Annotated in this window: 17 protein-coding genes; 7 read left to right on the top strand and 10 right to left on the bottom strand. The window is 60.7% G+C overall.

All coding sequences use genetic code 11. The features are described 5' to 3' along the window. Positions 1–56 precede the first annotated feature (56 nt). The 5 genes from KY459_07935 to KY459_07915 all read right to left on the bottom strand — a co-directional run bounded on the left by KY459_07935 (position 57) and on the right by KY459_07915 (position 6,686). The gene (locus KY459_07935) at positions 57–809 is read right to left on the bottom strand and encodes a DUF4097 family beta strand repeat protein (protein ID MBW3564640.1); all 753 of its coding nucleotides are present in this window, start codon (positions 807–809) and stop codon (positions 57–59) included. Between the two features lie 841 nt (positions 810–1,650). After that, complete coding sequence (locus KY459_07930; protein MBW3564639.1) at positions 1,651–2,811, bottom strand: serine hydrolase; 1,161 nt, start codon at positions 2,809–2,811, stop codon at positions 1,651–1,653. Between the two features lie 82 nt (positions 2,812–2,893). Beyond that, the gene (ddpX, locus tag KY459_07925) at positions 2,894–3,493 is read right to left on the bottom strand and encodes a D-alanyl-D-alanine dipeptidase (GenBank protein MBW3564638.1); all 600 of its coding nucleotides are present in this window, start codon (positions 3,491–3,493) and stop codon (positions 2,894–2,896) included. Positions 3,494–3,609: 116 nt separating this feature from the next. After that, on the bottom strand, positions 3,610–4,155 hold the full coding sequence (locus tag KY459_07920; GenBank protein MBW3564637.1) for a hypothetical protein: 546 nt from the start codon (positions 4,153–4,155) through the stop codon (positions 3,610–3,612). Further along, entirely contained in the window at positions 4,152–6,686 is a 2,535-nt protein-coding gene (locus tag KY459_07915) for a protein kinase (protein ID MBW3564636.1), read from the bottom strand. Before KY459_07915 ends, KY459_07920 begins: the two co-directional genes overlap by 4 nt. Before the next feature lie 129 nt (positions 6,687–6,815). Here KY459_07915 and KY459_07910 point away from each other — a divergent pair, with 129 nt between their 5' ends. Then, on the top strand, positions 6,816–7,094 hold the full coding sequence (locus KY459_07910) for a hypothetical protein (protein ID MBW3564635.1): 279 nt from the start codon (positions 6,816–6,818) through the stop codon (positions 7,092–7,094). Here KY459_07910 and KY459_07905 read toward each other — a convergent pair. Further along, complete coding sequence (locus KY459_07905; GenBank protein ID MBW3564634.1) at positions 7,085–7,453, bottom strand: response regulator; 369 nt, start codon at positions 7,451–7,453, stop codon at positions 7,085–7,087. The two genes, KY459_07910 and KY459_07905, sit on opposite strands and share 10 nt — an antisense overlap. 110 nt (positions 7,454–7,563) lie before the next feature. Here KY459_07905 and KY459_07900 point away from each other — a divergent pair, with 110 nt between their 5' ends. The 5 genes from KY459_07900 to rho all read left to right on the top strand — a co-directional run bounded on the left by KY459_07900 (position 7,564) and on the right by rho (position 13,965). Further along, positions 7,564–7,995, top strand: coding sequence for a dCMP deaminase family protein (locus KY459_07900; GenBank protein ID MBW3564633.1), 432 nt, complete (start codon positions 7,564–7,566; stop codon positions 7,993–7,995). 99 nt (positions 7,996–8,094) lie between these two features. After that, positions 8,095–9,342 carry an ATP-dependent Clp protease ATP-binding subunit ClpX gene (gene clpX, locus KY459_07895; GenBank protein ID MBW3564632.1) on the top strand — a complete coding sequence of 416 codons (1,248 nt, stop codon included), beginning with the start codon at positions 8,095–8,097 and terminating at the stop codon, positions 9,340–9,342. 50 nt (positions 9,343–9,392) lie between these two features. Further along, positions 9,393–11,795, top strand: a complete 2,403-nt coding sequence (gene lon, locus KY459_07890; protein ID MBW3564631.1) for an endopeptidase La — start codon at positions 9,393–9,395, stop codon at positions 11,793–11,795. Between the two features lie 37 nt (positions 11,796–11,832). Further along, on the top strand, positions 11,833–12,519 hold the full coding sequence (yihA, locus tag KY459_07885) for a ribosome biogenesis GTP-binding protein YihA/YsxC (GenBank protein MBW3564630.1): 687 nt from the start codon (positions 11,833–11,835) through the stop codon (positions 12,517–12,519). A 216-nt stretch (positions 12,520–12,735) separates the two neighbouring features. Next, the gene (rho, locus tag KY459_07880; protein ID MBW3564629.1) at positions 12,736–13,965 is read left to right on the top strand and encodes a transcription termination factor Rho; all 1,230 of its coding nucleotides are present in this window, start codon (positions 12,736–12,738) and stop codon (positions 13,963–13,965) included. A 564-nt stretch (positions 13,966–14,529) separates the two neighbouring features. Here rho and KY459_07875 read toward each other — a convergent pair. The 4 genes from KY459_07875 to surE form a co-directional block, all read right to left on the bottom strand. Beyond that, positions 14,530–14,973, bottom strand: a complete 444-nt coding sequence (locus KY459_07875; GenBank protein ID MBW3564628.1) for a CBS domain-containing protein — start codon at positions 14,971–14,973, stop codon at positions 14,530–14,532. 27 nt (positions 14,974–15,000) lie between these two features. Then, on the bottom strand, positions 15,001–15,660 hold the full coding sequence (locus tag KY459_07870) for an adenine phosphoribosyltransferase (protein MBW3564627.1): 660 nt from the start codon (positions 15,658–15,660) through the stop codon (positions 15,001–15,003). Positions 15,661–15,832: 172 nt separating this feature from the next. After that, positions 15,833–16,447 carry a protein-L-isoaspartate(D-aspartate) O-methyltransferase gene (locus tag KY459_07865; protein MBW3564626.1) on the bottom strand — a complete coding sequence of 205 codons (615 nt, stop codon included), beginning with the start codon at positions 16,445–16,447 and terminating at the stop codon, positions 15,833–15,835. Positions 16,448–16,487: 40 nt separating this feature from the next. Next, a complete protein-coding gene (gene surE, locus KY459_07860) occupies positions 16,488–17,255 on the bottom strand; it encodes a 5'/3'-nucleotidase SurE (GenBank protein ID MBW3564625.1) in 768 nt (255 codons plus the stop codon). Positions 17,256–17,388: 133 nt separating this feature from the next. Here surE and KY459_07855 point away from each other — a divergent pair, with 133 nt between their 5' ends. After that, the gene (locus tag KY459_07855) at positions 17,389–18,351 is read left to right on the top strand and encodes a hypothetical protein (protein ID MBW3564624.1); all 963 of its coding nucleotides are present in this window, start codon (positions 17,389–17,391) and stop codon (positions 18,349–18,351) included. Positions 18,352–18,364: the final 13 nt, after the last annotated feature.

The following is an 18,364-nucleotide window of genomic DNA, read 5'->3' as shown; positions in this document are numbered from 1 at the left end:
ACGCCGGATGAGGCCCGGGAAATGTCAGGGGGGTTCACGAACCCCCCTCCGGTTCGTCAGTCCCGTACCGAGACCTTTCCGGTGATTCGGTCGAATGAGAGGCCGCCGCTCCCGTGATCACCGACGATCAGATCGCCTTCGACCTCCGTTACATAGATTCCTCCGGAGCCGTCGTCGTCGATGATGACACTCCCGGTGACGCGCTCGATGTCGATACCGCCGGAGCCGTCATCGAGTATGCGAACGGTGTTTCGGACGTCGCGGATGTCGATGTCGCCGGACCCGTCCTCGATCTCGACCAGACCGGCGACGTTCTCGATGTCGATGTCGCCGGAGCCGTCGTCGATCCAGAGCGACCGTGCACCCTGCACGTTGATCGAGCCGGAGCCGTCGTCGATGCGCGTGTCACCCGTGTTGCGAATCGCGATCGATCCGCTGCCGTCTTCGATCTCGAGCTCGATCGAGTCAGGCAGTGAGATCCGGACATCCATCCTGGCACTACGTCCCCAGGACCTGTTCTGATCGGGAATTTCGGCCTCGATCTCGAGAGTCTGGCCGCGTTTTCGCGCGACGAGCCGGATGTCCTCGAGATCATCCTGGTTCGAGGCGCAGGCCGTTCCCGTTGCTTCGATCGGACCTCCGGAACGGCCCGTCACCTCGAGCGAACCAGCTCCGGTGATCACTCGGACTGCGCTGATTCCCGAAGTGTCGACCGCACTGATTGCCCGCGGCGCTTCGTACCGACAGTCGGCGTGTGCGACACTGGCGGATGCGGCGAGCACCGCCGCGGCGATGATCATGCTTTTCATTTCAGAGCCCTCCTGTATGCACGTACGCAGAACTGGCCGGGAAGTTACCTCATCGTAGGGATCGGCGCTGAAGCGAGGATGTCGAGGGGGGAAAGGCGGGAGAGCAGCGGGGGCGCCGTATTCGGCGCCCCCGGTTCTGTATCGGCTTACTTCTTTTTGGGCTTGGCGGCGGGTTTCGTTGCTTTGGCCGGCTTAGCCGCTTTCTTCTTGGCTGGCATTTTTATGCCCTCCTCTGCGAAGCCCGGGTCCGGTCCATTCCGGACGCGGTCGCGATAACGAAAAGATGGAGCATTAATCGTGAATTTGCAAGAGGTATTTCGAAAAAATTTCGACTATTTTCAGGATGCCGCGTTTTGGAGGTTTCCGGACGATCCGGGCGGGGGTCGGGAATCAGGCTTTGCAGGGGCTCGTCACTTCGCCTCATGACCTGCCCCAGATCCTTCGCCGTCCGTTGGCGGCTCCTAATGAAACGACCACGAAATTGCGTGGACTTCGACCTTCTGCAGCGCTCCGCTTGGCCTGATGTCCCACCCTGCAAGGTCCCTCGCTTGCCCGCCCGACCGCCCGCTCGGGACGACGTCGGTTTGAGTATGGGATGCGGAGTTTTGCAGGCTCCGGTTTTCATTCCCGCTTCACCGGCGCAACGCGCCGGTCAATTGCTCAGGATGACGAGTGTTTGGATGTGGCGAGCGAAACAATCTAACCCACGTCATTCTGAGCCCGGCGGAGCGCGGGCGAAGAATCTGGGTGGGGGATCGTGAGTGAGCGTTTCAGGGGCGGGTCACGTGGCTTCACGACCGACCCCGGCCGCCGGCAACTGGCCATCGGCCACCGGCAACCGTCAGTCCCAGGCGTTGATGATGAACCCGTGAAACTTTTGCCGGATGTAATTCGTGTTGATGGGCTTGCAGGACGGATGAAGCCTGTTGGTGAGCAGCACCATGATGAGCTCGCGATCGGGATCGACGTAAATCGAGGTCCCGGTAAAGCCGGTGTGACCAAACGAGCGAGGTGAGAGTCTTACGGTGGGGTGGTCGGGTTTCGGTGTGTGAAGCTGCCATGCGAGACCGCGATTCTCTTCCAGTCCGATGGTGTAGTTGCGAAGGGCGCGGTCGGTGATGTCGGAGGGGAGGAGTCTCTCGGAGCCGTCGATCCAGGCGCGTCCGAACTCGAAGACTTCCCGAGCGGTGGAGAAGAGGCCGGCGTTGCCACCGATTCCACCCATGTAAAAGGCGTTGCCGTCGTTGACCTCTCCCCAGATCATCGTCTCGCGCCAGTCATCGAAACTGAGCTGGCGACGCTTCACCATGTGGCGCTCGTTAGCGTTGCCCCACTCGGTCGCGGCGATCCGGTGAAGGAGCGAGGGGGAGGGGTTGAACATCGAATTTCTCAAACCCAGCGGCTGAAAGATCAGACGTTCGGTGAGATCCTCGATCGATTCCTCGAAGACCCGTTCCGCGATCTGGATCAGCAGGATGAAACCGAGGCAGGTGTAGATCTGCCTGGTGCCGGGGCGATATCGAAGCGGACGACGTTTGATGGCGTCGAGGTAGGCCGTCTTACCGAGACCCTGAGTGTAGAGGGGGTACCACGCCTGGAAACCGCCCCGATGCGTGAGAAGGTCGAGCACGGTGATCGTCTCCTTCTCGGTGTTCCTGAGCTCGGGGAGAAACTTCGACGCACGATCGCCGGGATCGAGCAACCCGTCTGCCCAGGCTCTCAGGATCAGGGTACCCGTGATGAGCGGCTTGGTCAGCGAAGCGACGTCGAAAATCGTGTCGATCCCGATGCGCATCCTGGCGGGCTTGAGCACACTGTGCCCGACCATTCCTTCGGCCTCGATTCCGCTGGCATGCCCCGCGGCCCAGACAGCTCCGGGAAAACTGCCGACTTCCCTCTCCCGCTCGAGGAAGTTGAGAACGTTCTCCTCGAGATCTGAATGCGCGCCCCCCGATTCGGCGGGGTTAGTCCCGTAGTCGGGAACCGCAGCAGTCTGTGACACCCATGTCTCCCGATGGGCTCGCCAAAGCCCACCCTGTCGATCCGAACAATAGCAGAGTTTGAATTGTTCGCGCGACGCGCCGTCAGTTCCTCAGCTCGTCAAAGGAAAGATCGAGCAGCGCGAAATCCTCCCAGCCGGAAAAGTCGTAGTGCCACCATTCCGAAGCGAGGGGAAGAAAGCCGTGACGCTCCATCACCGAACGGAGCAGAATCCGATTTCGAAGGACCTGATCCTCGAGATCGCGATACGAGTGAGACGCCGCGGGAGTGAAGTCATCGTAATCGGTGCCCATGTCGAGAGGCTCGCCGGTCGCCATCTGAACCAGAGTGAGGTCGACGGCGGCGCCGCGGTTGTGCCGGGAGCCGCGGGCGGGGTCGGCCACGTAATCGGGATCCTTGTACGGCTCCCACATCTGACGGGTCACTTCGTACGGCCGATAGGCATCGTAGATCTTCAGGGCAAGACCCTGTCGCGCGAGCTCGGCCTCCACTCGTTGAAGCGCCTCGGCGGCGGGCCTTCTGAGCCACGCCTCGGCTGAAGGATAGAGGCGGCGCTTCATGAAGTTGTTGTCCGTCGCATAGCGAATCTCGAAACGGGCGGATGAAAGAACGTTTCGAAGATCGACGAGCTCGTGGTCGGGCTTCTGTTCGACGATCCTGTCGTGAAGCTCGATCGACTCCACGACGGCAAGTCCGTACTCGTTGCGCGGGATCTCGAGTGAAGCGCAGGCGAAAGCGAGCGCGAAGAGGAGAGCGGCGCCCCGGAAGGCGCCGGCTCCAATTCGTCCGGAAGAAATCTTCACGGGTCGACGATCACCTTCGGATCGAGCGGTATGGCGTCGGTGACTTCAATCGTGTACTTGTATTCATTGGGCTCCTTGTCCCTAAAACAGAAAGGCTCGACCTTGCACTCGCTGTTGCCACCCGGAAGGTCCTGGCAATCGACGATGACGGCGGTGTCGTCGAATACCACCTCCAGACCCCTGTCCGAGTACTTCCACACCAATCCCTCGGTCTTCTGCTTCAGATGCTTCCGGCTGCTGCCACTATGGATGGCGACGGCTCCCGAAATGACGAAGACGTTGATCTTCTTGTATTTCCGAGCTGCAGGCTCAGGGAGCGTGCAGTCGCCGATCGCGGGAGTGTCGGCGATTGGGAGCTCGCCGTCGTATTCGTACGCGGTGTCGTCGTCCGCTTCGGGCGAAGGTTCGGAGGGCGGTCTGGAGTCGTCATCGGTGTGGGATGTGTCGGTGACGTCCGGCGTCGGTTCCGGAGCCGGATCAGGTCCGCAGACCAGAAGCAGCAGCAGCGATGGGACGATGAGGAGGGAACGGGTGAGGGTCATGAATTTTCCTTTCTTCGGTTGGGTGAACTGGCGTCCTTAGACGCGAAAATCTTCAGATTTGCGAGCTCGGGGTCGGTTTTGATCTGGTCCAGACCCCACCCTTCGTCGATGAGAGAGCGCAGCAGGCTGGTCGCCTGGGAGTAGTCGCCGCCGAGGTTGGCGACCACAGCCTGATCGTAGCGGACATCGGGGTCCTCGGGATCGAGGCTGACCGCTTTTGCGGAGTGCGCGCGGGCCTCGGAGATTCGTCCGCGCTTCGCAAGCGCGACACCGAGCTGTGCGTGCGTGCGTGCTGATCGGGGGTCGAGAGCCAGCTCCCTTTCGGCGAGCTCGATGGCTCGATCGTAGGCCTCTTCCGCGCCAGCATTTCCGGCACCCCATCGGATCGCATCGCCGAGGTGGATCCAGAAGCGGTAGTCGTCGGGGGTGAGGGAGATGGCGCGGCGGTACGCATCCGCGGCTTCCTCATATCTGCGAAGACGAAAGAACGCGGTTCCGAGGTTTGACAGCGCTGAGCTGGTCGGCTGAATGTCGATCGATTTGCGGAATGCGGCGACGGCGTCATCGTGCCGCCCCAGCTCGAGCCGTACCGCACCGAGGTTGGAGTAGCCGCGTGAGTTGTCCGGACTGAGCTCGACGACCCGGGTGAATTCACTCTCCGCCAATTCCAGATTGCCGATGCCAAAGTTGAAAGCTCCGAAATGGTTGTGCACCACCCAGGAACCAGGCTCGAGTGCGAGAGCCCGACGGTAATGGCGTTCGGCCTCCTCGAGGTTGCCGAGCCTGCGGACCGCAGCCGCCAGTCCCAGGTGGGCGGAGGTCAGGTTCGGCTGCTGTGCGACCGCTCGTCTGAACTGATCCGCTGCCTCTTCGAGCCGTCCGTTCAGCAGCCTCACCTCTCCCAGCGTGACGCGAACCTCGGGGTTCTGAGGATCGATCGTCGCCGCCCGCTCGCAGGCCCTGACCGCAAGGTCCGCCCAGGCGGGATCCCGGGTCAGCTGAAACTTGTGCAGATATGCCCGTCCGAGCGCAGCCTGCACGATCGCGGAGTCTTCGGAGAGTGTCTCGAGGATCCGAATGGCTCCGTCAATCGATGCTTCGTTGTCGTAACGCTGAAGGTATCCGACCGCCTTGAGATATTCGAGCTGATGATCCGGGCTCTCGATCTCGACCGGGTCAGGGGCAGAGGGCCGGCCCTGGACGTCGAGAAAGCGTGTGATGCGGTTCGATATCTGATCTTCGATCGCGAAGAGGTCCTTGGAGGATCCGGTCACGGTATCGCCCGAAACGACCCGGCCGTCTGGCACCGACAGAATCGACCAGCTGACTCGAATCTGGTCGTCGAGCTGCTGCAGGGTTCCGTCGAGAGCGAGCGTCGCACCCACGGTGCGCGCTCTGGAGAGTGCAGTAGCGCCGGAGGGTGTGGAATCGATACTCACGACCTGGAGGCCGGAAACCCGCGAGAGGTCGGCTCGCAGCATGGCCGACAGCCCCTGTGCAATGAGCGCCGTCTCGCTCTGATCGGAAGTGTCGGCGAAGGGAAGCACCGATAGATAACGGGTATTGGAATCCGCGCTCATGGGTGCAGGAGTGAGAATCGGTGGCTCCGTCTCCCCGGTGAGGAACCAACCCATGGCAATTACGAGCACGAGGACGATCGCTGTTGCGGCGAGGACTTTCGACCGTGGCAGTGCTCCCTTGTTCGATGCCGGAAGCGAAACGTCGGGGTTCGATGCGTCAGAAAGATGAGTTCGGAGATTTTGAAGATCGCGCTCGAGATCGCGAGTGCTCGCGTACCGTCCCCGGGGGTCCTTCTGCAGGCAGCGGTCGACGACCCAGCGCAATGGCGCCGGAGAGTCCGGAGCGAGAGATGCCAGAGGTTCCGGATCCTCGCGGATGATCGCCGTGAGGGTCTCGGCGGCGGATGCGCGGTGGAAGGGGCGGCGTCCCGTCAACATCTCGTAGAGGATGATTCCGAGGGCGAACTGGTCGGATCGGAAGTCGGCGACTCCACCTCGTGCCTGTTCCGGCGACATGTAAGCGACCGTGCCGACAATTGTCCCTGGGTGCGTGGAGTGGCCCGGGGAGACGGTTGAATCGTCCGAATCGGGCAGTGGAAGCGGCTTCGCCAGACCGAAGTCGAGGACTTTCACGAAGCCGTCCTTCGAGATCATGATGTTCTCGGGCTTCAGATCGCGATGGACGATTCCCTTCTCGTGAGCGGCAGCGAGTCCGTCCGCGATCTGGGAAACGATCTGTAGGGTTCGGCGGAGGGAGAGCGGAGCCTCGGCCGCGATCACCTGGCGCAGACTGTCACCATCGACCAGCTCCATCGCGATCCATACGGGGTCTCCGGAGAGCGAGAGCTCATAAATGGTGATCACGTTGGGGTGGTTGAGGGCCGAGGCGGATCGGGCTTCCCGCTCGAAGCGTTGAAGGGCGGCCTGGCTCGACTGGAGGGCGTCGGTCAGCGTCTTGATGGCGATCTTCCGGCCGAGTGTCGCATCCTCGGCCAGCCAGACGCGGCCCATGCCTCCGCCACCCAGTGGGGAGACGATTTTGTAGGGCCCCAATCTGCTTCCCGGCTTTAACTCCATCGGTTGATCTCAGGCGTATACTCATCAATTCTAAACCCAACGCTGCGAGATTGACGGTAAGAGATGGAAAGCGAGCTCGAGAAAAGAATCGACGACATTCTGCGCGAGGAGCTGCTCGGCCTCGGATGGGAGTACGGCGAGGTCGTAGATGCGGTGACTGATGAAGGGGATCGTTGCGTGGTGACACTGCAGGGAGAGAGAGAGCAGGTGGAGATCGCAGCTCCGGAACCGGATCTCCCGGCCGATATCTTCAGGGCACGCGTTCGCAGGCGGCTCCGGGTGGCGCTGGAAGGTCCGAATCCCTTCGCGGAGCCGCTCCCGGATGAGCCGGATCAGTTCTGAGCGCGGAGGTGACGATTCAGGCTGGCTTCGAGCTCGTCGAGTGAAACCGGCTTTTCGAGCCAGTCGACCAGGGGTTTGCGTAGAGCGAGATTCTCGGGCGGCGATTGTCCGCTGATTGCGATCACGGGAATCCGGAGCGGGTTTTCGGGCATATCGAGGGCATCCATGACCTCCCAGCCGTCCATGATCGGCAGGATCATGTCGAGAAGTATGATGTCGGGAGTATGTGCCCGAGCTCTTTCGATTGCCTCAGCGCCATTCGAAGCGAGGCGAACTTCGAATCCTCTCTGGCTGAGCCCGACGGCGTAAAGACGTCGAAGGTCGTGATTGTCTTCGACGATGAGGACGCACCTTCCCACGGGCCGGGCGCGTGCAGGAAGCATGCACGGCGAGCTCGCTCGAATCCAGCGAACCCGGTAGTTGTTTTGAAAGAGGAGATGCAGTGAGAGCTGACTGGAACGAGTACTTCATGGGAATTGCCCATCAGGCTGCGACACGGTCGACGTGTACGCGAAAACACGTCGGAGCAGTCATCGTCCGGGACCGGACGGTCCTTTCGACCGGTTACAACGGATCGCTGCGAGGGATGCCTCATTGCGAGGATGATGGGTGTGAGATGGAGAATGGTCATTGCATCTCGACGGTGCACGCCGAGGCGAACGCCATCCTGCAGGCGGCGCGGAACGGCGCGCGGATCGATGGGGCCGAGCTGTACACGACGGCTTCTCCGTGTTGGAACTGTTTCAAACTGATTGCAAATGCTGGAATCTCGAAAATCTTCTACGGCGAGTTTTACCGGGATGACCGGTCCAGAGAGGTTGCCGGGAAGGTGGGAATCGAGCTGGTGGATCTCCAGATGCCGGAGGGAAGAACGTTCACGGTCCGGGCGAGCTCGGAATGATCCTCCGGAAATGACGCGTTCAACGGGACGAGTGCCATCCTTGACATCCAACAGACGGGATTCGAGAATGGAACCGACGCAAAGGAGGCGAGGTACTCCATGTCGAAGAAGGTGAGTTCAGGCGATGTACTCCGCTGCAGCTTCTGCAACAAGTCACAGCGTGACGTCAAGAAGCTGATTGCGGGTCCCACCGTCTACATCTGCGACGAATGCGTCGATATCTGTCTCGATATCATCGCCGAAGACCGGAAGGAAGAGACCGGTGCGGGAGAGTCCCGTCCAACGCTTCCGAAGCCGAAGGAGATCAAGGAATTCCTCGACGAGTACGTCGTCGGACAGGACCCGGCCAAGAAGAAGCTTGCCGTTGCCGTGTACAACCACTACAAGCGGATCGAGCACCAGGAAAGAGGCGCCGCGGAGGTCGAGCTCCAGAAGTCGAACATCGTGCTCATCGGTCCGACCGGCACCGGCAAGACGCTGCTGGCGCAGACGCTCGCGCGAATGCTGGCCGTTCCGTTCACGATCGTCGACGCGACCACTCTGACCGAGGCCGGCTATGTCGGTGAGGATGTCGAGAACATCATCCTGAAGCTGTACCAGTCGGCAGGCAACGACAAGGACAAGGCCGAACGGGGCATCGTCTACATCGACGAGATCGACAAGATCTGTCGCAAGGGCGAAAACCCCTCGATCACACGGGACGTCTCGGGCGAAGGGGTCCAGCAGGCGCTTCTGAAGATTCTGGAGGGTACGATCGCGAATGTGCCCCCCCAGGGCGGGCGGAAGCATCCCCATCAGGAGTTCATCCAGATCGACACGACCAACATTCTGTTCATCTGTGGAGGCGCGTTCGTCGGGCTCGAAGGGCTGATCGAGCGGCGGATGTCTCAATCCTCGATGGGTTTCGGCGGGTCGATCCGCCTGAAGAAGCAGCAGCGCTCGGGTGAGCTTCTTTCGAAGACCCACCCGGAGGACCTGATCAAATATGGACTCATTCCCGAGTTCGTGGGACGGTTGCCCGTGATGGCGACCCTGAGCGAGCTCGACGTCGCATCGCTGGTCGAGATTCTGAGGGAGCCGAAGAACTCGCTGGTCAAGCAGTATCAGACGATGTTCGGTTTCGAGGACGTGCAGCTGTCGTTTCAGGAGGAAGCTCTCGAGGCGATTGCTGAGGAAGCATTGAGCCGTAACGTCGGAGCTCGCGGCCTGAAGATCATTCTCGAGGAGCTGATGCTCGATCTGATGTACTCGCTCCCTTCGCAGAATGCGATCTCGGAGTGTGTGGTGACCAGAGACACGGTGGTGAATCGAACCGCCCCGGAGATGGTCCATCGCAAAGCGGGGTAATCCGGGCGGTATCGAGCAGGCGTCGTCGTACGAGGTTCTTCTAAAAAAGAATGACTGACAAGGCAAAAAGTACCGTTCGCTTACCGCTCGTTCCGTTGAGGGACATGGTGGTATTCCCCTCTTCGATGGCGCCGTTCGTTGTTGGACGCAAGGGCTCGGTCGAAGCGCTCGAGAAGACCCTGGCGAGCGACGAGAAGAGGATCTTTCTCGCGACCCAGCGAGATCCGAAGTCCGATGATCCCGCGATGGACGAGATCTACTCGGTGGGCGTCATTGCCACGGTCGTCCAGAACCTGAAGCTGCCCAATCAGAACATTCGTGTGATGGTCGAAGGCCTGGCCCGCGGCGAGATCGTCTCGTACGGCGAGGTTGACGGTTACACCGAGGTCGAGGTCCGGGAAGTCGAAGAGAAACACCGCTCCACCGAGGAGATCGAGTCGTACATGAAGAAGATCGTCGATCTCTTCGAGCGCTACGCGAAGATGTCGCATCATCTCGCTTTCGAGGGGGTCGTTCCGAGCCTGCAGATGGAGGACCCGTCCGCGTTCGCAGACGTTCTCGCCTCCCACATGCTGATCTCGACCGCGCAGAAGCAGGAGCTTCTCGAAGAGATCAACGTATTCGACCGTCTCCGTCGAGTTCAGGATTTTCTCGAGGTCGAGATCGAGAAAATCGAGATTGAAAAGCGGATCAACTCCAAGGTCAAGAAGCAGATGGAGCGCGCCCAGAAGGAGTACTACCTCAACGAGAAGATCAAGGCGATCCACAACGAGCTCGGAAGGAAGGACGACCGGGGCGACGAGATCGAAGAGTTGCGGCAGCGGATCGAGGAATCGGGCATGCCCGAGGAGACCCGCGAGAAGGCAACCCAGGAGCTCAAGCGGCTCGAGTCGATGCCGGGCGTGTCGGCGGAGGCCACCGTTTCACGCAATTACATCGAATGGCTCGTCTCGGTTCCCTGGAAGAAAGCGTCGCGTGAGGTCCGGGACATCGGGAAGGCCGAATCGGTCCTCGATGAAGATCATTATGGTCTCGAGAAGGTCAAGGAGAGGATTCTCGAGTTCCTGGCGGTGCGCCAGCTCGCAAAAGGACACAAGGGAACGATCCTCTGTTTCGTCGGACCTCCCGGGGTGGGGAAGACTTCACTTGCCCGATCGATCGCGAGAGCGACCGGCAGAAAGTTCGTCCATCTTTCTCTCGGGGGTGTCAGGGACGAAGCCGAGATCCGCGGACATCGGAGGACCTACATCGGCGCGTTCCCCGGCCAGATCATCCAGCGCATGAAAGCGGCCGGAACAGTCAACCCGGTCTTCCTGCTCGACGAAGTCGACAAGATGTCGATGGATTTCCGTGGAGATCCATCCTCGGCGCTTCTGGAGGTCCTCGACCCTGCCCAGAACCACGAGTTCACCGATCATTACCTCGACGTCGAATACGATCTTTCGAAGGTGATGTTCATCGCGACCGCGAACGTGACCCACACGATTCCTCCGCCGCTCAAGGACCGGATGGAGATCATTCATCTGGCTGGTTACACCCACCTGGAAAAGCTGGCGATCGCAGAGCAGTTTCTGGTCGAGCGTCAGGTGGCCGAGCACGGGCTGGACGGCAAGAAGGTCGAATTCACCGAAGAGGCGATCAACGAGATCATCACGCATTTCACTCGCGAAGCCGGAGTCCGCAACCTCGAGCGCGAGATCGGATCGATCTGCCGGAAACTCGCCAGGCGGGTTCTCGCGGAAGGGAAGGACATCACGGTCACGGTGGACGCTGAGGAAGTGCGTCAGATGCTCGGCAAACCTCGTTTCCGCCTGAAGAAGCTCGAGGATGAGAGCGAGATCGGGGTGGCGACCGGTCTGGCGTGGACAGAGGTTGGTGGCGAGATCCTCTACACCGAGGTTGCGCTCTCTTCAGGAAAAGGGAACGTTACGCTCACCGGCAAGCTCGGCGACGTGATGCAGGAATCCGCGAGGGCCGCGATGTCGTGGGTTCGCTCGCGCGCGGAGATGTTCGGAGTGGACCCGGAGCTGTTCGAGAAGCACGACATTCACGTCCACGTGCCGGAAGGTGCGATTCCGAAGGACGGACCTTCTGCCGGGATCACGATCGGAATGGCGATCCTGAGCGCCGTCACCCGGATTCCGGTACGGTGCGACATCGCGATGACCGGAGAGATCACGCTTCGAGGAAAGGTCTTTCCGATCGGCGGACTCAAGGACAAGATTCTGGCGGCCTCCCGAGCGGGCATCACATCCGTGATTTTCCCGAAGGATAACGAGCGAGATCTGGAGGACGTTCGCGAGGACGTGCGAGAGAGCATGACCTTCCATCTGGTGGAAACGATGGACGAGGTCGTGGCGATCGCTCTGGATGGGGCGCTGGTGCCGACCGAGGCCAAGGAGAAGCTGCCCGAGGCAAAAACCGTCGCCGGGGAAGACCTGACGACGCACTGAGGTCGTTTCAATAGTTGCGTGATCCCCCGGATCACGTATGATTGTCGTACCGTTCAAATCCGGCGTGGGCCGCCGGGTCTTCTTTTTCTTCCAGCAACATCATCCGGTAACGCAAGTGAACTTCCAATCCGTTCAATTCAAGACGGCTGTTTATCGCCCCGAGGATCTTCCGGACGATCGTTTTCCACAGATCGCGATGGCGGGTCGTTCGAACGTCGGAAAGTCGACGCTCATCAACAGGATCGTCAATCGCAAGGGTGTCGCCAGGGTGAGCCAGACTCCCGGCAAGACGAGGGCGATTCAGTTCTATCTGGTCGATGACTGCTTCTATCTGGTCGACCTGCCGGGTTATGGATATGCAAAGGTGTCGAAAACGGAACGTGAGAGCTGGGGCGGTCTGGTCCGGGCCTATCTCGAGGGGGATTCGCCGATCGAGCTGTTCATGTTTCTCATCGACGTCCGGCGTGATCCCACGGAAGAAGATCTGGAGATGAGGGACTGGCTCGTAGCCCGGTCGCAGGAGTGGCGGATCATTGCGACGAAGACCGATAAGCTTTCGAACAATCAGAGGATCTCGCGACTCAGCAGGCTGTCGAAGAGTCTGGGAGTCCCGAAGGATCATGTGATTGCATTTTCATCGGTCGACAAACGAGGGACCGACGAGGTTCGCGGAGCGATCGCACGAGCTGTCAAAGAGAGTCGAGTACAGGCCGTTTCGAGCTGAGACGGGGAGGACGGAAAGATGGAGCAGGAAAACAGCGTCGAAGTCGAGGAAACCGCCGCGGTCGAGGACGTTGCCGAGGAAAGCCCGGCCGAGAAGACCGAGGAAAAGAAGCCGGCGAAGAAGGGGAAGCGCGCGAAGAAGCCGGATTCCGAGGGCGATGCGCCGAGCCCAGCGCCGGAGACTTCGGAGGAGGTCGCCACCCTCGATCTTCGTGCAATGAAGGAGATGAAGTTGCCCGAGCTGGCAAAGCTGGCGAAGGAGTACGGTGTCGAGAACGCTTCCGGGCTTCGAAAGCAGGAGCTGATTTTCTCGATCCTCCAGCGTCAGACCGAACAGAGCGGGCTGATCTTCTCCGAGGGGGTACTGGAGGCTTTGCCGGACGGCTTCGGGTTCCTTCGGGCTCCGGAATACAACTATCTTCCGGGCCCTGACGACATCTACGTGTCCCCCTCGCAGATCCGGCGATTCGATCTGCGGACGGGTGATACGGTTTCGGGCCAGGTGCGGCCGCCGAAGGACGGCGAGCGCTACTTCGCGCTGATCAAGGTGGAGGCGGTCAATTTCGAGCAGCCTGAGGCCGCTCGGGAAAAGACGCTGTTCGACAACCTCACCCCTCTGTATCCGGAGGGAAGGGTCCGGCTCGAGGTCGAAGGCAACATCTCTTCGCGGGTACTGGATCTCGTCGCACCGATCGGAAAAGGGCAGCGCGGTCTGATCGTTGCGCCCCCGAGAACCGGCAAAACGATGCTGCTGCAGTCGATCGCCAACTCGATCACGACGAATCATCCCGAGATCTCGCTGATCGTTCTGCTGATCGACGAGCGTCCCGAGGAAGTCACCGACATGCAGCGATCGGTCAAAGGGGAAGTGATCTCATCGACGTTCGACGAGCCGGCAGCCAGACACGTCCAGGTTGCCGAGATGGTCATCGAAAAGGCAAAACGCCTGGTCGAGCACAAGCGCGATGTCGTCATTCTGCTCGACTCGATCACCCGTCTCGCACGGGCTTACAACACCGTCGTCCCACCTTCCGGGAAGGTGCTCTCGGGCGGTGTCGATTCGAATGCGCTTCAAAGGCCGAAACGCTTCTTCGGTGCGGCCAGGAATGTCGAAGAAGGGGGCTCGCTCACGATCATCGCGACCGCTCTGATCGACACGGGTTCGAGAATGGACGACGTCATCTTCGAGGAGTTCAAGGGAACCGGCAACATGGAAGTTCATCTCGACCGGAAGCTGGTCGAGAAGCGTGTTTTTCCTGCCATCGACATCAACAAGTCGGGAACGCGAAAGGAAGAGCTGCTTCTCGAAAAGGGAGAGCTCAACCGTATCTGGGTATTGCGCAAAGTCTTCAGTCCGCTGTCGACCGTCGAGTCGATGGAGCTGCTCGTCGACAAGCTCGACAAGACGGCGAGCAACGCGGAGTTCCTGAACTCGATGAGCAGCTGAAAAAACGGTTGTCGGTTGCCAGTTGCCGGCCCGTTGCCGGTTGGATGGTGCTCGAAGTCGGGATCGATTCTGTCGCCCGCTGAAGCGGGCTCGACGTTGAGAGGGGTCGCCTCTAGCCCCCGGCTGAAGCCGGAGGCTAAGATCTGCCGCCGCCTTTCGGCGGCTTGGCTGGCTTCGTCTATTCAGCGAGTTGGAGACGATCTGCCCCTCGCGTATCGTTCTGTCGCCCGCTCCGCGGGCTCGAAAACGTGCATTTCCGATCAGCCCGCTTCAGCGGGCGAAAGAACGCTGACCGTCCTGGAGTGTTGATGTCGACGAGAACATCGTCATCGGTCAGCCCGCGCAAGCGGGCGAAAGGTTTTAGCCCCCGGCTTCCAGCCGGGGGATAGAAGCTCTCCCCAAAATCGTGTGGAGCCCGCTTCAGCGGGCGGCAGAATGCCGAAGGCTCGGATCCTCCGCGAAGATCCTTCGCCGTCCTTCGGCGGCTCAGGATGACGAGTGTTTGGATGGTGGCGAGATCAATCCGGCAACCGGCAACTGGCAACCGGCCACCGACAACTGCCTCTAAGCGTCGTAGATCGGATCGAGCCGGACCAGGCGGGCGAGAACATCGGCGCGATCCCGGATCCGTTCGAGATCGGCCTGGAGAAGATCCCGGAACGAGAGCATGCCGATCAACCGATCTCCGTCGAGCACGGGCATGTGACGAAACCCCTTGAGCTTCATCGTGATGACGCAGTCTTCGAAGTTGTCATCAGGCCCGATGGCGACGATGTTGGTCGTCATCACCTTGCCGACGGGGGTGGTTTCAGGATCGAGCTCGGCATCGATCACGCGAACCATGAGATCCCGTTCGGTGAAGATTCCAGCGAGGCTGTCTCCGGAGCTCACGGCCACCGCGCCGATATCGTTTTCCGTCATCAGGCGCACAGCCTCCCGAACCGAGGCGTCGGGCTCGACCGTGATGACTGTCTGTTTCTCGATGAGGGTGCGGACTTTTCCGCTCATGACTGGACTCCTGCGAGAGTCTGTGCGTCAACTGTAGCGGATCACGGAGCGAAGTTCCAGACCCTCGAGCCGTCTTCGGGCGCCGAGACTCTCGAGCTCGATCAGAACCGAGAGTCCGACGACATCAGCGCCGACCTCTTTCAACAGGTTCATTGCCGCGTGGGCGGTACCCCCCGTGGCCACGAGGTCATCGACGATCAGAGCCCGCGCCCCTGCACTCACCGCGTCGGCGTGGATCTGAAGCGTGTCGGTGCCGTACTCCAGGTCGTACTCGTAGGAGATCGTCGAAAACGGGAGCTTGCCCGGTTTGCGCACCGGTACGAACGCGCACCCCATCCGTTCGGCGATCCCGGCGCCGAAAATGAATCCGCGGGACTCGATGGCTGCGACGAGATCGATCGAGTGAGACTTCCAGGGCAGGGTCATCGCGTCGAGCGCCGAGGCGAACGCTTCTGGAGACGCGAGAAGAGGGGTGATGTCCCTGAAAAGGATTCCGGGCGAGGGGAAATCGGGGACATCCCGGATCAGCCGTCGAAGATGGTCAGAATTTGACGTCGAACTCACCGAAGGTTCCCCGGTACTTCTCTTTTTTCTGCTCGATCCTGGTGACCTCGGCAAAGCGGGGGCCTTCGCGAATCTCCTCGAGCCATTCGTCGATTCGCGCGCTCTCTCCCTCGACGACGGCATCGACGGTTCCGTCCCGCTGGTTCTTGATCCAGCCTTTCAACTCGAGCCTTCGGGCGACGCGTGTCGCAAAGAACCGGAAACCGACTCCCTGGACTTTACCGTGCACTCTGATCAATCTGAGCTCTTTCATTAAGGTCGCCTTTCGTACCGCCTCAAGCAAACCACAGACCGCTCAACCTTTCCAGCCGAATCGACCGACCAGCGGTACGAACTCGGCGGTTTCCACGTCCTCGATCTGGATCGTCGTTCCGGTCCGGGTGACGCGAGCGAGCCGTTGTGATCCGTGAGGTCCGATCGGGATGAGGAGACAGCCGGCTCGCGAGAGCTGACCCACCAGTGGTTTTGGCACTTCCGGCGCCGCCGCCGCCACGATGATTCGATCGAACGGAGCCTGATCCGACCAGCCGTAAGTACCGTCGAATGTCTTGATGCTGACGTTCTGAATCCCGAGATTGCCGATGACCTCGACGGCAGTGAGCGCGAGCGCGTTGATCTTCTCGATGGAGAAGACGCGGGCGGCTACCTGGGACAGCACCGCCGCCTGGTAGCCGGTTCCCGTCCCGATCTCCAGTACTTTTTCGCTTCCATCGAGATTGAGGAGCTCGATCATCCGCCCGACGATGTAAGGCTGGGAGATCGTCTGACCGTGGCCGATCGGAAGCGCCGAGCCGCCGTAGGCCTTCTGAACCATCGATTCCGGCACGAACTCGTGCCTCGGTATCTTCAGCATCGCCTCGAGCACACGTCGATCGCGAACTCCACGATCCTCGACATGACGCCGGACCATCGTTTCTCTCAGCCTGCGATAGTTACGCGTCAGGGTTGGATCAGGCACGAAGCGCCTCGCCGGCAAGCTCCTCCGGAAGATACTGAAGGTCCCGGATGGCCTGATGGTGCGTGAGATCGAGGTGGAGGGGAGTGATCGAGACGTAACCGGCGGCGACTGCGGCGTAGTCGCTTTCAGGGTCGTCCTCCCAGGTGGGCTGGTCGCCGCCAATCCAGTAGTACTTCCGACCGCGGGGATCGAGCCGCTCGATCACACCTTCCGCGTAGCTCCGTTTTCCGAGTCTCGTGAGCCGTACTCCGTGTGCCCGCTCGACCGGAAAGTTCACGTTCAGAATGATCGACCGATCGATCTTTCGCTCGAGAACGACGCGGCTGAGCCGGGCTGCGAAGCCGGCGTGATTTTCGAACGAGAAATGCTCGCCAACGAGCGCGGAGAATGCGATCGAGGGAATCCCCAGCAGGGAGGCCTCGAATGCCGCGGAGATGGTTCCGGAGTACGTGACGTCGTCTCCGAGGTTCGGGCCGAAATTGATTCCGGAGACGACGAGATCGGGGGGTGCGCTCCGAAGAATCTGCAGCACCGCGAGGTTCACGCAGTCGGTCGGGGTGCCGTCCACGATCCACTGATTGTCATCGATTTCGAGGATCCGCAGGGGCCGGTTGAGTGTGAGCGCATGCGAGGCCGCGCTCTGTTCGCGGTCCGGCGCGACCACGACGACGTCTCCGACCTCGCGGTGGGCTTCGGCGAGCCGGCGGAGACCGTCGCTGTAGATTCCGTCGTCGTTGGTGACGAGGATGCGAGGCTTCATGTCTGACGAATGATACATGGGAGTAAGCGGGCAGGAGCAGGGTCGGGGATGGGGGAACGCGGGATCAGCGACGGAGGCCTCCCCGCGGTCTGGTACATTCGGCGCAGGGGATGAAGCGAGGAGGATTTGTCGAATGCCTGTATGCGAAGCTGATCCATGGAGAATGCAGTACTTCGAGGGCGTACCCTGTCCCGAGGACGTCAATGTGCCCACCGAGGACGGTGATGCGTACATCTGGTACCCCGAGTTCAAGTGGGTGTACAACAAGCTCTCGATCGCCGAGTCGCAGGGTTTGCGCTGCGCTCCTCATGGTATCGATCCGGATCATTATCCTGTGTTTTCCAAGCCGATCTACAACATGCGGGGGATGGGAGCTGGCTCAAGGGTCCTCCGCTCGGAGGCGGAGTACAGACGAGCCCTGAGGCCGGGACACATGTGGTCGGAACTGCTCGAAGGAGATCACGTCTCGACCGACGTGGCCGTCGTCGATGGCGAGCCGAAATGGTGGCGGCATACGACCGGGATCCCGATCGGCGGCGGCATGTTCGATTACTGGGTCGTCGAGAAGGGTGACCGCGAATCTCTGGTCGCCTACTTCACGGAGTGGATCAGAAACAACCTCGCCGGCTACACGGGGATGATCAATCTCGAGACGATCGGGGACGGAATCATCGAATGCCATCTCCGCTTCGCGGATCAATGGCCGGATCTCTACGGGCCGGGCTGGGTCGAGGCCGTCATCGGGCTTTACACCGACGGAACCTGGAACTACCGAACCGACCGCAGGACCGGCTACAGCGTGGTGCTCTTCGGAGCGCATGGCATTCAGTACCGGCATCCCGATCCCAAGATCGTTTCGGAAGTGAAGGGAATGAGCGAAGTGACGAGTGTCCAGGTCACCTTTCACGAAGATAAGGATCCGGTGCTCCACTCGATGCCGCCCGGCGGCTTCCGGCTCGCGATCGTGAACGGCTGGGATCTCGATGTGCTGAAGGAGGCTCGAGACAAGCTGGCCCTCAGCTTTTGGTCGACCCAGCAGCTGACGCCGGGCCGGCGAAGGAAGAAAAAGAATCTGCAGGCGGGTGAGCCTGCTTGAGCTACGATCTCGA

Source organism: Acidobacteriota bacterium (assembly GCA_019347945.1).
Classification (GTDB): domain Bacteria; phylum Acidobacteriota; class Thermoanaerobaculia; order Gp7-AA8; family JAHWKK01; genus JAHWKK01.
The sequence above is the reverse complement of the archived record's forward strand: the minus strand, read 5'-3'. Positions and strand labels throughout refer to the sequence as shown.

Coding starts and splice junctions, on each gene's coding strand:
- KY459_07935 (MBW3564640.1), bottom strand. CDS start 809: ATGAAAAGCATGATCATCGCCGCGGCGGTGCTCGCCGCATCCGCCAGT.
- KY459_07920 (MBW3564637.1), bottom strand. CDS start 4,155: ATGACCCTCACCCGTTCCCTCCTCATCGTCCCATCGCTGCTGCTGCTT.
- KY459_07915 (MBW3564636.1), bottom strand. CDS start 6,686: ATGGGCCGCGTCTGGCTGGCCGAGGATGCGACACTCGGCCGGAAGATC.
- KY459_07910 (MBW3564635.1), top strand. CDS start 6,816: ATGGAAAGCGAGCTCGAGAAAAGAATCGACGACATTCTGCGCGAGGAG.
- KY459_07900 (MBW3564633.1), top strand. CDS start 7,564: ATGGGAATTGCCCATCAGGCTGCGACACGGTCGACGTGTACGCGAAAA.
- clpX (MBW3564632.1), top strand. CDS start 8,095: ATGTCGAAGAAGGTGAGTTCAGGCGATGTACTCCGCTGCAGCTTCTGC.
- lon (MBW3564631.1), top strand. CDS start 9,393: ATGACTGACAAGGCAAAAAGTACCGTTCGCTTACCGCTCGTTCCGTTG.
- yihA (MBW3564630.1), top strand. CDS start 11,833: ATGATTGTCGTACCGTTCAAATCCGGCGTGGGCCGCCGGGTCTTCTTT.
- rho (MBW3564629.1), top strand. CDS start 12,736: ATGAAGGAGATGAAGTTGCCCGAGCTGGCAAAGCTGGCGAAGGAGTAC.
- KY459_07875 (MBW3564628.1), bottom strand. CDS start 14,973: ATGAGCGGAAAAGTCCGCACCCTCATCGAGAAACAGACAGTCATCACG.
- KY459_07870 (MBW3564627.1), bottom strand. CDS start 15,660: ATGCCGTCGTCGAGGGAGAGAGCGCGCGAATCGACGAATGGCTCGAGG.
- KY459_07865 (MBW3564626.1), bottom strand. CDS start 16,447: ATGGTCCGGCGTCATGTCGAGGATCGTGGAGTTCGCGATCGACGTGTG.
- surE (MBW3564625.1), bottom strand. CDS start 17,255: ATGAAGCCTCGCATCCTCGTCACCAACGACGACGGAATCTACAGCGAC.
- KY459_07855 (MBW3564624.1), top strand. CDS start 17,389: ATGCCTGTATGCGAAGCTGATCCATGGAGAATGCAGTACTTCGAGGGC.